This is a genomic window from Acerihabitans sp. TG2 (genome assembly GCF_035013185.1).
Classification (GTDB): Bacteria; Pseudomonadota; Gammaproteobacteria; order Enterobacterales; family Enterobacteriaceae; genus Acerihabitans.
This window is the reverse complement of record NZ_JAYGJO010000003.1, coordinates 126,498-139,042: the sequence shown is the minus strand read 5'-3', so window position 1 is coordinate 139,042 and position 12,545 is coordinate 126,498. Positions and strand designations below refer to the sequence as shown.

General features: G+C 48.3%; 14 protein-coding genes and 1 pseudogene. 7 read left to right on the top strand and 8 right to left on the bottom strand.

The annotated features are described in order from the left end of the window. Positions 1-50: 50 nt before the first annotated feature. Positions 51-644 carry a hypothetical protein gene (locus SJI19_RS03875; RefSeq protein ID WP_323476956.1) on the bottom strand — a complete coding sequence of 198 codons (594 nt, stop codon included), beginning with the start codon at positions 642-644 and terminating at the stop codon, positions 51-53. Between the two features lie 94 nt (positions 645-738). Here SJI19_RS03875 and SJI19_RS03870 point away from each other — a divergent pair, with 94 nt between their 5' ends. Next, the gene (locus SJI19_RS03870; protein ID WP_416347494.1) at positions 739-2,943 is read left to right on the top strand and encodes a right-handed parallel beta-helix repeat-containing protein; all 2,205 of its coding nucleotides are present in this window, start codon (positions 739-741) and stop codon (positions 2,941-2,943) included. Between the two features lie 41 nt (positions 2,944-2,984). On the opposite strand, the gene SJI19_RS03865 is transcribed toward SJI19_RS03870, so the two are convergent. Both SJI19_RS03865 and SJI19_RS03860 read right to left on the bottom strand, forming a co-directional pair. Next, complete coding sequence (locus SJI19_RS03865) at positions 2,985-3,566, bottom strand: cytochrome b/b6 domain-containing protein (RefSeq protein ID WP_323476955.1); 582 nt, start codon at positions 3,564-3,566, stop codon at positions 2,985-2,987. 103 nt (positions 3,567-3,669) lie between these two features. Next, complete coding sequence (locus tag SJI19_RS03860; RefSeq protein ID WP_323476954.1) at positions 3,670-5,343, bottom strand: FAD-dependent oxidoreductase; 1,674 nt, start codon at positions 5,341-5,343, stop codon at positions 3,670-3,672. A gap of 118 nt (positions 5,344-5,461) precedes the next feature. Between SJI19_RS03860 and SJI19_RS03855 the strand changes: the two genes are divergently transcribed. Genes SJI19_RS03855 through SJI19_RS03845 form a run of 3 tightly spaced genes read left to right on the top strand, consistent with a single transcriptional unit; the run spans position 5,462 to position 6,684 of the window. Next, a complete protein-coding gene (locus SJI19_RS03855; RefSeq protein WP_323476953.1) occupies positions 5,462-5,803 on the top strand; it encodes a metalloregulator ArsR/SmtB family transcription factor in 342 nt (113 codons plus the stop codon). Next, positions 5,793-6,221, top strand: coding sequence for a YeeE/YedE family protein (locus SJI19_RS03850; protein ID WP_323476952.1), 429 nt, complete (start codon positions 5,793-5,795; stop codon positions 6,219-6,221). Before SJI19_RS03855 ends, SJI19_RS03850 begins: the two co-directional genes overlap by 11 nt. A gap of 40 nt (positions 6,222-6,261) precedes the next feature. After that, entirely contained in the window at positions 6,262-6,684 is a 423-nt protein-coding gene (locus SJI19_RS03845) for a DUF6691 family protein (protein WP_323476951.1), read from the top strand. Positions 6,685-6,911: 227 nt separating this feature from the next. Here the strand turns inward: SJI19_RS03845 and SJI19_RS03840 are convergent, their stop codons facing one another. Further along, a complete protein-coding gene (locus SJI19_RS03840; RefSeq protein ID WP_323476950.1) occupies positions 6,912-7,520 on the bottom strand; it encodes a TetR/AcrR family transcriptional regulator in 609 nt (202 codons plus the stop codon). A gap of 154 nt (positions 7,521-7,674) precedes the next feature. On the opposite strand from SJI19_RS03840, the gene SJI19_RS03835 reads away from it, so the two are divergent. Both SJI19_RS03835 and SJI19_RS03830 read left to right on the top strand, forming a co-directional pair. After that, on the top strand, positions 7,675-7,866 hold the full coding sequence (locus tag SJI19_RS03835; RefSeq protein WP_323476949.1) for a hypothetical protein: 192 nt from the start codon (positions 7,675-7,677) through the stop codon (positions 7,864-7,866). 128 nt (positions 7,867-7,994) lie between these two features. Then, positions 7,995-8,972, top strand: coding sequence for an NmrA family NAD(P)-binding protein (locus SJI19_RS03830; RefSeq protein ID WP_323476948.1), 978 nt, complete (start codon positions 7,995-7,997; stop codon positions 8,970-8,972). A gap of 94 nt (positions 8,973-9,066) precedes the next feature. Here SJI19_RS03830 and SJI19_RS03825 read toward each other — a convergent pair whose 3' ends face one another. The 3 genes from SJI19_RS03825 to SJI19_RS03815 are packed head-to-tail and all read right to left on the bottom strand — an operon-like array spanning position 9,067 to position 10,354. After that, complete coding sequence (locus tag SJI19_RS03825; RefSeq protein ID WP_323476947.1) at positions 9,067-9,492, bottom strand: PaaI family thioesterase; 426 nt, start codon at positions 9,490-9,492, stop codon at positions 9,067-9,069. Positions 9,493-9,503: 11 nt separating this feature from the next. Further along, entirely contained in the window at positions 9,504-10,064 is a 561-nt protein-coding gene (locus SJI19_RS03820) for a NifB/NifX family molybdenum-iron cluster-binding protein (RefSeq protein ID WP_323476946.1), read from the bottom strand. Positions 10,065-10,066: 2 nt separating this feature from the next. Continuing rightward, a complete protein-coding gene (locus SJI19_RS03815; RefSeq protein ID WP_323476945.1) occupies positions 10,067-10,354 on the bottom strand; it encodes a DUF134 domain-containing protein in 288 nt (95 codons plus the stop codon). Between the two features lie 642 nt (positions 10,355-10,996). Between SJI19_RS03815 and SJI19_RS03810 the strand changes: the two are divergent. After that, positions 10,997-11,888, top strand: a pseudogene (locus SJI19_RS03810) (LysR family transcriptional regulator). 64 nt (positions 11,889-11,952) lie between these two features. Here SJI19_RS03810 and flhD read toward each other — a convergent pair. Continuing rightward, positions 11,953-12,288, bottom strand: coding sequence for a flagellar transcriptional regulator FlhD (gene flhD / locus SJI19_RS03805; protein WP_323476944.1), 336 nt, complete (start codon positions 12,286-12,288; stop codon positions 11,953-11,955). Positions 12,289-12,545: the final 257 nt, after the last annotated feature.

Sequence of the window (12,545 nt, the reverse complement as noted above, 5' to 3'; positions counted from 1 at the left end):
GGAACACATCACCCTGATGCCGGACTGAAAACGCCACAGGGACAGTGGCTTCAACGCAGAGTAAAACGCTCTACATGAAAATCGCGATCATCTAGGCCCAGTTGGGTGAATTCACTGCGTAACACGCTGGCAAATCCAGCGGGGCCGCAGAACCAGACACTGATGCGGGAAATATCCTGAACACCATGCAAGACATGGGTTGGTGAAAGCTGCTGCCCGTGTTCATCAATAAGACGGTGCAGCCTCACCCCGGTTTGTTCGCACAGGGTTTCCAACTGTGGCGGGTACTGGTTTTGACCGAGGGTGCGCGTGCAATACCATAAATCCACATTCTGTGATTTACCGCCGTCTGCAGCCAGTTTTTCCAGCCGGGCCATAAAAGGAGCAATACCTATGCCGCCGGCCACCCATACCTGATGAGGTCGTGGCGAGTGAAAATTGAACTGTCCATAAGGCCCGTCTACCTCAACGGCTTGGCCGGGTTGTAATACATGGCCGAACCGGCGTGTAAACGTCCCCAGCGGTTTAATCGCAAAGCGCAATACCTGTGGGTCTGCTGAGGTAATGGTAAAAGGATGCGGTGCTTCATGGTTGATCGGATTAATCTTTAAAAATAAAAAATAATTCCAATAAAAATAAACCATTATTTTAATATATTAACTTTGTGATCGATATAAAAGAAACGCCGTTTCATTTTCTGCAATAATCTGTTATTAAACAGAAAAAAAAAGGAAGATTATGAAACGAACATCCTCTCGTTTGGTGACGGCACTGCTGGCTAACGCACTGGTGATGCCCGGTGCCTTCGCCACCGCCGCCGTTCCCAATGCCAGCACCCTACATTGGCACAGTATCGCCTTCGGTCAGTCCACCGACGTCAACTTCTCGTCTAATGTCCTGCCAGAGAAGATCGGCGTCAACGACGTGACCATCAACGGCAAGAAGTTATTACCCGGCGCCAGTGCTGACCTTAGCGCCCCTATTACTATCGAAAGTCGCGGGGGCAAGATCGCCAACACCCATGACGGCCTGACATTTTTCTATACCAAACTCCCGGCCAACGTCAACTTTACCCTCCAGTCGGAAGTCACCGTCGAGCAGTTTGGACCCGAGAATGGCGGCAAGCCTGCCGCGCAGGAAGGGGCTGGACTGTTGGTACGCGATATCATCGGCGTACCGCGCCAAGAACCGCTGAAACCGGGCTATGAAGAGTTTCCGGCGGCCTCCAATATGGTCATGAACGCCATCATGACCCAAGACAAGAAGTCCCATGATAAGGTGAAGCTACAAGCCATCAGCCGTGCGGGCATCATCCACCCTTGGGGCAATGCCGGTGCCAGCATCAGCAAGAGCAGTTTTCAGGAAAATATCGATATCACCCAGACCCCCAGTTTCCAGATGAAGCTGGAGCGCACCGATGACGGTTTTATTACCTCTTATGCCGCGTTAGGCAGCAATGAATGGGTATCAAAAACCGTGAAGGGCGCGGATCTGGTGACCCAGCTCGATAAGGATAATATCTACGTTGGTTTCTTCGCTTCACGCAACGCCAAGATCACCATCAGCAACGCCAGCCTGAACCTCAGCCCAGCACACACCACACCCTCCCCCGCATTTCAGGCCAAGGCTTATGAGCCGATGCTGGAAATTGCCTCGTCACAGAAAACCGGCACCGAGCAGTACCGCGTTCAGGCCAGAGCCAACTATGCCGGCCATATCACCCTGTCTCAGGATGGCAAAATACAAGTGGCCGATGCCCCGGTGCTGGCGGGTAAGATGTTTAGCCACGCAACCCGTGTACCGGCGGCAGGCAGCGAGTTCAAACTGGTGTTTACCCCCAGCGAAGGACCGGACCAGAGTGCCAAAGAAGCGGTGTTTAACGTGACGAAAGTTGCCTATGCCGATACCAACACCCTGTATGCCGCACCGCAAGGTAAAGCAGACAATAAAGGAACCCAGGGTTCACCTATTGATGTGACCAGCGCCATCGCCGCGCTGTCACCGGGTGGCACTCTCTGGCTTGCCGACGGCGACTACCCCGCAACCGCCGTTCCCGCCAGCGCCAGCGGCAGTGCCAAGGCGGTTAAAAATCTGGTCGCTAAAGGCAAGGTCGTGTTCCATGGCCTGCAATTAAACGCCAGTTATTGGCACGTCTTGGGTATCGAGGTTACCGAGAAGAGTTTCTTGATCTTTGGCAGCCACAACCTGATTGAGCGGGTGGTGGCCTACCATGCCGATGATACCGGCATTCAGGTCACCTCACCGGCGGACATTGGCCGTCCGCTGTGGGCCAGCCATAACCTGATCCTCAACGCCGAGTCCTACGGCAACCAGGATCCGGGTAAGATCAACGCCGATGGTTTTGCCGTGAAGATGCGCGTGGGCGAAGGCAATGTTCTGCGCGGCTGCTTCTCCCACGATAACATCGATGATGGCTACGATCTGTTCAACAAGATTGAAGATGGTGCCAACGGCGTGGTGGTAATTGAGAACTCTATCGCCATGAACAACACCAGCAACGGCTTTAAAATGGGTGGCGAGGGGCAGCCGGTGGCGCACCAGATCCGCAACAGTCTGGCGGTCGGTAATGTGCTCGATGGCTTTACCGATAACTTTAACCCGGGAGCATTGGTGGTAGAGAACAATATCGCGCTCGACAACCATCGTTTTAACTTTATCTTCCGTCCTAGCCCTTATTCAGGCCCAGAACAGCAGGGGATCTTCAAAAATAACATCTCATTGCGTACCAAGCCGGGAACCTATGACGATGCGGTGGTCGGTCGCATTGATGACAGCAACTTTTTTATTCACCAGGGTCGCTCGGTCAACAGTAAGGGCCAAGCCTTCAACCTGAAGGTGTTTACGTCACTCAAGGTGCCGGCCAGTTTCTCACGCGATAGCCAGGGCAACTTTGTCTTCGGTGATTTTCTGCACAAGCAATAGCACAGGTGCCTCCCCGCATTGCTGATGCTGGGGAGGTTAACTTAGCGAAGCACCCCTTTTTTCATATAGTGGCTCAGGATAACGTGCAGTATGCCCATGCCGCCATGGGCAAAAATGTATACTTCAATCAGTGCGGTTAAGGTTTTATGTAAACCTAGCACATTTGCCGCCCAAGAAACGTTCATACGGGAAAGAAGAAACCAGGACAGGCCGGATAAGACCACCAGCAACAACGCACCCAAACCAAGGCCTTGCACACAGGCTGCCAGCCCTTTGGGTGAGGCCTCCGGGAAATTCAAGCGCAATATCTGTTTCAGGTCCCGCTTTATCTGGCTGAAATCCCCCCATAAATAAGGATAAAAGTATTTAACCCCGCGGGTGAATAAACAATAGGCAGTAAGCACCAGTGAAAGTAAAAAAAGCATGATACCAATAACAATATGCATCCAGGTGAAATTAAGACGCATTCCAACTTCATTCACTTGTGCCACTGCATCACCCTGTATTCCGTTACTATTCAAAATCTGGATAATAACAAACAACGCGATGGCCAAATGCAAGACGCGTAGAAACCTGGACTGCGTCTGTGCGAGATATGCCCAAAAAATGGTAAATATCTTCATGAACCCTCATATTTTTTGATAAGATTTGCTCGGGTGAAATATATTATACCCGATTAACCTCTATGAGTTCGATGATTGTAGTCAAAAGCATCTTGCGGGAAAGTTACAATTCAGCAACCGACAACCTATAGGTTTTATAGCCACCCGAAAGATTTCTCGCCTGAAAACCGTGTTGCATCAGTAATCGGTAAGCAACATGCCCACGTAAACCAGACTGGCAAGCAATGAGTATTTCTTTATCTTTCGGTAATTCATTAAGACGAGCACGTAACTCATCCACCGGAATATGTAATGCCGCAGGAAACATGCCTAGTGTTTTCAACTCGTTCGATGTACGGACATCCAACATGCATTGCCGCCGCGGATCAATATTTACAATATCGGCCACATGGCAGATTTTGGTATCGCCATTAATCACATTGCTCGCGAGCATGCCAATTTGATTAACCACATCGCGGGCACTATTGAACGGCGGGGCATAACACAGTTCAAGATCTTCCAGTTCCTGAACTTTCAGGTTGGCGCGCTGTGCCACTGCGAGCACATCAATACATTTATCAATACCCGCTTTGCCCACCGCCTGAGCACCCAGAATATCGCCGCTAACCGGGGAAAATAATAACTTTAGCGAGATGGGTGAGCCACCTGGATAGTAGCTGGCATGGTTAGGCGCATGGACATACACCTTTTCATATTCCATCTGCAACCGTTGCAAGGTTTTTTCATTCAATCCTACACTGGCTATGGCAAAATCAAAGACCTTGCAGATGGCCGTTGCCTGACTGCGCTGATAACAACGATATCCGTGCCCGTTTACCATATTGGCTGCCGCGATACGTCCTTGCCGATTGGCGGGTCCCGCCAGTGGGACTAACATCGTATTACCGGTTACCCATTCCGCGGTTTCTACCACATCACCAACCGCATAGATGCTGGCATCGGACGTGCGCATAAATTCATCAACCCGGATCCCGCCATGGGGTCCGAGTGCCAATTGGGCACCTTTGGCCAATTGGACGTCAGGCTTAACGCCGATAGCCAATAACACCATATCGGTGGCCAACGTCTCGCCATTATTTAACCGGAGCTGTAGGGCATGAGTATCATCGGCCGATGTGATTGCCGCCAAACCGGATTGTAAACGTAAGTCGACGCCCTTTTGCCGAATCAGCTGATGTAATATCTCGACCATCTCCGCATCAACCGGGGCCATCACTTGTGCACCCAACTCCAACAACGTGACGTTAATGCCGCGATTAACCAGCGCTTCCACCATTTCCAGGCCGATAAATCCGCCGCCCACCACGGTGGCATGGGTTAATGGATGCTGTTGCATATGCGCCAGAATAGTATCCATATCAGGCAGGGTACGCAGTGTAAATACGCCTGGGAGATCAAAACCCGGCATGGGTGGGCGAATGGGATTTCCGCCAGTACTTATCAAAAGTTGGTCATAGCTCTCACGGTAGATTTCACCGGTATGCTGATTCTTGACCTGCACCACTTTATGGTCTGCATCGATGTCTAACACTTGATGCTTTATACGCACATCAATGTTAAAACGGTCAATAAAATCCTGCGGGGTTTTTAACAGAAGTTGCTGACGGTCGGTGATCTCCCCACCGATGTGATAAGGCAGGCCACAGTTAGCGAAAGAAACATAGGCTCCGCGCTCCAATAGGATAATCTCTGCCGATTCAGATAAACGTCGGGCTCTTACTGCTGCCGACGCCCCACCGGCCACTCCGCCAATAATCACTATCTTGATTTTATTCATGCTGATGCCTTCTTAGTTTGGTCTTCTGGTGCGCTACGCTTGCATTAATTATACAATATCATATTATATAATAATATTAAGTGTTACCGCAGACCATTGTGGATGTCAAGGGGAGCCAATGGATAACAACCTTATCGACCAGAAAAGAATGCGCGACGCGGCAAGTACCGCAGTGGCGATGTTACGCGCGTTGGCCAATAACGACCGTCTGCTGTTGCTGTGTCACCTGAGTCAGGGGGAGGATTCGGTTGGGCAAATGGAGCGCGAGTTAGGCATTGTTCAGCCCACATTGTCCCAGCAATTGGGCGTGATGCGACGCCTGCAGTTGGTGGCGACTCGCCGTGAGGGCAAACAGATATTTTACCGCATTGATGATCCGAAGGTGTTGATATTACTTAAAACCCTGTATCAACTTTACTGTCCTAAAGATGAAGCAGAAGGTACGAGTTATGACAATTGATGTAACGCAGTTCACCCCATGGCCCAGTTTCTTCGGCGGCGTACTGATTGGTTGTGCAGCCTGGATATTAATCCTTTTCTGCGGGCGTATCGCCGGCATTAGCGGCATATTGGGCGGACTGCTCTCACCTGGTACTTCAGACCGTGGCTGGCGTCTGGCCTTTCTGATCGGCCTTATCGTTTCTCCTGTGCTTTATCGCCTCTTTCGACCGCTTCCTGCCATTGACATCTCTGCCTCCTGGCCGGTGGTGATCATGGCCGGGTTACTGGTCGGGATTGGTACCCGTTATGGTTCGGGTTGTACCAGCGGCCACGGGGTATGTGGTTTATCACGTTTATCACCCCGTTCTCTGGTGGCGACCTTGACGTTTATGGGCGTGGGTTTTGTCACCGTCTGGCTGATGGGCTTACTGATTTAGCCAAGTCTGTTCACACTGTAATGCGCTCAAAGGAGCACACATGAATCTGTTTTTTTCGCTGTTGGCTGGCATCGTGTTTGGCATTGGGTTATTGGTCAGTAGCATGGCAAACCCAGCCAAGGTGATCGGCTTTTTGGATATCACCCGGGTGTGGGATCCTTCACTGGCGTTTGTGATGGGGGGGGCTATTTGTGTCGGTTTCTTCGCTTTTCGTTCGGTGAAGTCGCGTGCGCTGTCGGTCTTCGGCGGCAAAATGAACTTACCGACCAAAAGACACATTGATAAACGTTTGGTGGGTGGCGCGGTCCTGTTTGGTCTGGGTTGGGGGTTGGCCGGCATCTGCCCTGGCCCAGGGTTGGTGTTGCTCGGTGCTGGAGTGACTAAAGGTATTGTGTTTGTTGGCGCAATGCTCGCGGGCATGCTGCTGTTTGAAAAAATAGAGCGCGCCAGAGAGAAACGTTAAATGCAGGATTCCTCTGAAGGATCCGATATCTTGAATATGTGACGCCAGAACAACATCATCAAGGACGGGATATGACCTTGTTGTCCAACCAAAAAGCCGTATATGACGCGGCTAAAAAAAACCGCCCCGGAGCGCTGTTCAACCCGGGTGGCACAGGCTACAGGGATCCTGATCCGAACAGAAACACGGCTACGTAGCGTGGTTCACTCCACTGAATTTTTCCGCCTTCACAGATTGGCATAAAGCCGGATGAATGCCTGGGTGGCCGAGGCTACCGATGCCGCCAGTCCTGACGCCTCTGTCGGCACGGGGTCTATCCCCCACAGAATCCTCTCTACAATACCGGCTTCGCACAACGCCTTGAAATGCACAGATAACGTTCGCACATCGCCTTGACATATCAGTTTTTCCTCCATTAGCCCGCTCATGACTTCACTGATATGGGATAGGGTTTTTTTGGGGCCCATTTCATAAAACAAGCGAGCGAGCTCAGGAAAACGACCGGCCTCGCCAATAATCAGGCGATTAAGCGCGACAATTTCCGGTGTGGTCACCAACTCCAAATAGGAGATACCCAAACGATGCAGGGTATCAGTCAATGTGTGACTGTTCGCCGGGGCATCCAACAACCGTTCCACCAACCCTTTTCCCACCTCAACGACGTACGCCTCAAATAATGCGTCCTTGGAAGAAAAATAGTTGTACAGCGTCACTTTTGAACTGGCCGCTTTTTCCGCTATCGATTCCATCGTGACCGCAGCAAAACCATGATGTAAAAATAATTCCCCAGCGGCCATGACAAATTGCAAACGGCGAGTTTCAGTTTTTCTTCGCATTATTCTTTGATCATCCTCATTTTTTCATGAACGATATAGTACAGATATATTGACCTTTGATCCAGAATACGTATAAGGTGAACGAATACGTTCAGTTATTGGCGAAACCCGACAAGCCTATCCTATTCTTAAACACCATAACAACGGAGAATATATGAGCCTGCAATGTCCAAACACGCCTGAATTCACTGGTCTTGACCAACCCAGTCGTGTCGAAGCCGACACGATAGACCTCGACGTTGAAGGCTCGCTGTCCAATACCATCGCTGGTGCGTTTATCAGGCCGCACCCGACACAGAATCCGCCCATGCTGGGCAACGGCTGTAAAGGTCGGATCCGCCTGTGACACCGGGTTCAAACCCGTATCACACCCACGACAATATTTTATTGTTTGAGCATAGGTGGACCCCGTACCCACCTTTTTTATCGGTAACGTTTCAACTAATAATTTACTGTTTTTATCAGGAGAAAAAAATGAAATATGTGATCACTGGCGTTGATGGGAAACTAGGCGGCCGTGTTGCTGAAAATGTCATTACCCATTTCATGACTCAGGGCATCACCCACGCGAATTTGATTTTTACTTGCCCTTTACCTGAACGCATTCCGGCCAAGATCCGCGAACGATGGTCGCAATTGGGTATCACTCTGCGGGCAGCCGATTATGATAATCCGGAACAGTTAGTGGTGGCGTTTACCGGCGGGCAGCGCTTGTTTATGGTTTCTGGTGTGTTGATTGGCGAAAAACGTGTCAGACAACATAAAAACGTCATAAATGCGGCGATAAAAGCAGGCATTGATCATATTACCTATACCTCTTTTCTTGGTGCAACGGACCCCGCTTACGCCCATGTTTATGTGACTCCCGACCATACTGAGACGGAAATTTACTTACGCAAGAGCGGTATTAACTATAATGTTATGCGAAATAATCTTTATATGGAAAACTATCTGACAACATCGGTGATGCTGTCGTTGCTATCAGGCAATAAGTGGTATACGACTGCAGGAGAAGGAAAAGCAACCTATATTGCCAAAGATGACAGCGCCCTGGTGGGTGCGTTGTTACTGCTAGGAAAAGGTGAGGATAAACGAGCATATAATATTACTGGCAGTGAATCGATATCGCAAAGGGATTTATGCCAACTGGTTAGTCATGTTTCAGGTATTCCTATAGAATATTGCCCAGTGGGAAAAGAAGAATTCTTTGAATATTTGGATTCCATTCATATTCCTCGAGACACTGACCAGGACTTTTCTCTATCGCCAGTCCCATGGTGCGGTAATGATATGGTGACAAATGAGGCGAGTATCGCCGAAGGTCTTATGGATGTGAAATCTGATGATTTTTTCACGATCACCGGCCAACACGCTCTTACAGCAAAAAATCTGGTGGTAAAATACAGCTATATCTGGGAAAAAGGCATCACTCATTGGAAAGATATTCTTTGATATTGACTAATTGGTAAAGTAATATGGATAAATGAAAATGTGTTTACGAAAGAGCAGTCGTTGACTGCTCTGCTAGAAAGTAACGATATTCTGATTAGGTAAACACATTTTTTGGCTCAATGAATTTTGCCGTTGCCCTGGATAACACTATCTTATTATGTGTCACAAAGGCCTCGACGTGGTAAATGCTTCGTTTACATGACAATAATCTTGCTTCAAGTGAAATCTGCATACCCACTCTCACCGGCATAATAAAACGCACCCTGAGTTCCGCCGTTAATGCTTTAATCCCTTGGGAAAATAAACACTGCGTCATGGTTTCATCAAGCAAAGTGCTAACCAAACCACCCTGCATAATCCCCTGATAACCTTGATATTGCGATGCTACCAGAAATGAAGTGGTTACCGTGCCATCCATTTTATCAATGAAGGACAATGACAGCGTTTCAAACCCATGATAATGTTCACCACACACCATACAATCAAGATTTTTTTGTTTACTCGTATTATCACTATCCATGTATTACTCGATCAGCTATGGCAGCATTTTCCATTACCGCGTCCATGACCATGACCGCTGTTATCCTGCTGTTCTGCTGCGCAGTGACACTGTCCATGTCCCCTATGATCAGGTGTATGAACCGCATCTTGCTGGCAACACCTGCCCGACGCCACCATCGTGCCCAACGCGTCGCCATCATGTTGACAATTGCAGCCACTTAACTTTTTTGCGTCATGCTTGGGTGAAGGCCGGGCTTGACTCAGGTCGGTCAAAGGAAGTAACCCGTTGGAATTTGACGATGCCAACGTTGCCATATCAGGGAACCCACCGCTGACTTGAAAAACAGCCCATTGCCGGGCTAACAACCGGGTTAACATTTGGGTGCCAATATTACGCACTACGACACGTTGAGCATTATTTTTCGATAATAAATCAATAAGATGCTGTTTACCTGCACAGTTGGTATTTAATGCAGGGTTGGCAAAGCGACTTAACTCTTTGCCCCGTTCATTGATAAATGCAATGCTTTGTGCCTTGGAAAAGTGCCCCGCAACACGATCTTCATTCATCGCAATAGCCGTTATCATCATTGTCACTCCATCGGTTCATTGGACATCATCAGCGCCTTGCCCTGAGTCAGGCAGTCCACAACTTTAAAACGGGCTGCTTTCAGAACATTCGCCAGGGTTTGCCTAGAGATACCCATCTCCACAGCCGCCGCTTGCTGTTGCATACCTAAGAGATCAACCAGTCGCAACGCTTCAAATTCGTCACGGCCAAGATGGACCTGTTCAAGTTGATGCATGGGCAGCCCGTTGGGTTTGAAGCAGCTGTCAGCGGGGCGGCCGCAGATATTTCTTGGAATTTTTGGTCTTGGCATGAGTACCTCTAAATGGCATATGCTATTTATACACTTCGTTTATGGCATATGCAACTTACTCTGTCGCTGACATCCTCCCCGCCCGAAGGCCGAGGTTTTACGGCACACCGAATAAATAACGATGCACCAAACACCCCCCACTGGCATCATTATGATGGACATCAGTTTACCCCGGATGCGGGTACGTTACTGCCGTCGCACCGTTTTCCAACATGACAGAATCGGTAGGGTTATCGGGTCAAAAACCCATTTGGCGATTATCTAACGTTGCATGTCACCTGAGTTAATTTATCTATTCACGATCTCCGCACCCTCGGAATAAACGCATTATAATCGAGACTCTATTTTTACGCTATCAAGTTGGTCAAAAAAAATAACAGTAAGAAATTTTTTCACATTATATTATGAATTATTGAGTAACATTAGTGAGGCAATAAAAATAATATTATGAATGCAATTCATTAATGAGTTTATCAATTTACCGCATGGGCCACGTCATACACCGTAGCCCATGAGTGATATTACTTAAGGTAAGATATTTGGGAAAAGGATAAAAACTAAAATGAATAAACCTCACACCCATAAGGATATCTGTATAAAATGAGAGTAATTTCAAATTTGTAGCAAAACCCTGGTGACAAAATGTTAAGAGAAAACGTCAATGATTTAATCTCTTTCTTGGTGGTGGCAAAAGAGCGCAGCTTCACAAAAGCGGCGGCAAAACTCGGCATATCACAATCAGCGTTAAGCCACTCTATTCGGAGTTTAGAGGAACGTCTGGAACTCAGGTTGTTAACCCGCACTACGCGCAGTGTGGCCCCTACCGAAGTTGGCGAGCGTCTATTAAATTCACTCGAACCCCGTTTTGCTGAAATTGAAGAAGAACTTAACACCTTGAGTGAAATGCGCGATACCCCGGCAGGTAATATCAGAATAACCACTGGAGAACATGCAGTTGATGCGATTCTTTGGCCCGTTCTGAAAATCTTCTTGGCAAACTATCCTGATATTAATGTAGAAATTACCGTCGATAACACGCTGACGGATATCGTCAGCGGGCGATATGATGCCGGTATTCGTCTTGGGGAACACGTGGCCAAAGATATGGTTGCGGTGCAAATTGGTCCCGTGATGCGTATGGCGGTGGTGGGTGCCAACGCTTATTTTACAAGCAAAGGCATACCTGATACCCCACAAGCATTACAGCATCACCAATGCATTAATATGCGTTTACCCACCCTAGGGGGAATTTATGCCTGGGAATTTGCAAAAGGTCATCATGAACTGAAGGCCCGTGTCGATGGTCAATTGACCTTTAATTCCTTACGACAAAGAATTGATGCCGCCGCCGCAGGGTTTGGCCTGGCATTTGTGCCTGAAGATGCCGTCAAGGGCGAATTGGCAAGTGGGCAACTCATGCGTGTTCTGGAAGACTGGTGCCCGCCCTTTCCCGGCTATTATCTTTATTATCCCAGTCGCAAACAGCACACCACGGCGTTTTTTTTTTATCGAGGCGGTGCGTTTTCGTCAATAACCCCCTTTTGTCCGTTGCTCGCCATAACCATGCCTACATGGCATGGAGAACGGTCCAACTATCGTTACTTTCCCATTCGACTTACGTCGGGGGGGCGCGAAAACGAACTCGACAGTAAAATCCCCGTATGCAGTTGCTGTAGTTCATCAACGCGGGAATCCTGAGTTAATAACTTTACGGTCTGATGTTCATCAAAGCGAAACTGACATAATAGTTGGCTGGCATCCGACAGTTTGGTCATCTGCGATGGCGCCAAGTTTCTCAGCGTATCTGCCATCGCACCATCTATACCCAGACGGAACATTGCCAAGGGTTTGTCCTGATAAATCAGGTTTTGTGCCAACATTAAATATGAAAAATTATGATCATGGATATTTTCACGTATTTCTTTGGCGTCCATTCTGTTATTTCCTTTGTTCTGACTTTCGGTGAGAACACGCCCACCCAACATAGGGTGACTATTTTGAGTAAAATGTGTCAAGGCCAATAAGGAAACCATCTTTATATGATCAACTAACCAACTGTAATAAATCGTTTTATAAAATAAAACCTTCAACACCCATGTAAAAATCAGTATTGGATTGCGTGCTACTTTTATTTACTCTACTGATTTAAGTATAGTCGCCACAGAGGGGAAATGTGATATCAAGATTAATT

What these genes read in the sequence shown, in the direction of transcription:
- SJI19_RS03845 (WP_323476951.1), top strand. Translation starts at nt 6,262, where the DNA reads ATGAATCTGTTTTTTTCGCTGTTGGCTGGCATCGTGTTTGGCATTGGG.
- SJI19_RS03850 (WP_323476952.1), top strand. Translation starts at nt 5,793, where the DNA reads ATGACAATTGATGTAACGCAGTTCACCCCATGGCCCAGTTTCTTCGGC.
- SJI19_RS03870 (WP_416347494.1), top strand. Translation starts at nt 739, where the DNA reads ATGAAACGAACATCCTCTCGTTTGGTGACGGCACTGCTGGCTAACGCA.
- SJI19_RS03820 (WP_323476946.1), bottom strand. Translation starts at nt 10,064, where the DNA reads ATGATGATAACGGCTATTGCGATGAATGAAGATCGTGTTGCGGGGCAC.
- SJI19_RS03855 (WP_323476953.1), top strand. Translation starts at nt 5,462, where the DNA reads ATGGATAACAACCTTATCGACCAGAAAAGAATGCGCGACGCGGCAAGT.
- flhD (WP_323476944.1), bottom strand. Translation starts at nt 12,288, where the DNA reads ATGGACGCCAAAGAAATACGTGAAAATATCCATGATCATAATTTTTCA.
- SJI19_RS03875 (WP_323476956.1), bottom strand. Translation starts at nt 644, where the DNA reads ATGGTTTATTTTTATTGGAATTATTTTTTATTTTTAAAGATTAATCCG.
- SJI19_RS03835 (WP_323476949.1), top strand. Translation starts at nt 7,675, where the DNA reads ATGAGCCTGCAATGTCCAAACACGCCTGAATTCACTGGTCTTGACCAA.
- SJI19_RS03830 (WP_323476948.1), top strand. Translation starts at nt 7,995, where the DNA reads ATGAAATATGTGATCACTGGCGTTGATGGGAAACTAGGCGGCCGTGTT.
- SJI19_RS03865 (WP_323476955.1), bottom strand. Translation starts at nt 3,566, where the DNA reads ATGAAGATATTTACCATTTTTTGGGCATATCTCGCACAGACGCAGTCC.
- SJI19_RS03825 (WP_323476947.1), bottom strand. Translation starts at nt 9,492, where the DNA reads ATGGATAGTGATAATACGAGTAAACAAAAAAATCTTGATTGTATGGTG.
- SJI19_RS03840 (WP_323476950.1), bottom strand. Translation starts at nt 7,520, where the DNA reads ATGCGAAGAAAAACTGAAACTCGCCGTTTGCAATTTGTCATGGCCGCT.
- SJI19_RS03815 (WP_323476945.1), bottom strand. Translation starts at nt 10,354, where the DNA reads ATGCCAAGACCAAAAATTCCAAGAAATATCTGCGGCCGCCCCGCTGAC.
- SJI19_RS03860 (WP_323476954.1), bottom strand. Translation starts at nt 5,343, where the DNA reads ATGAATAAAATCAAGATAGTGATTATTGGCGGAGTGGCCGGTGGGGCG.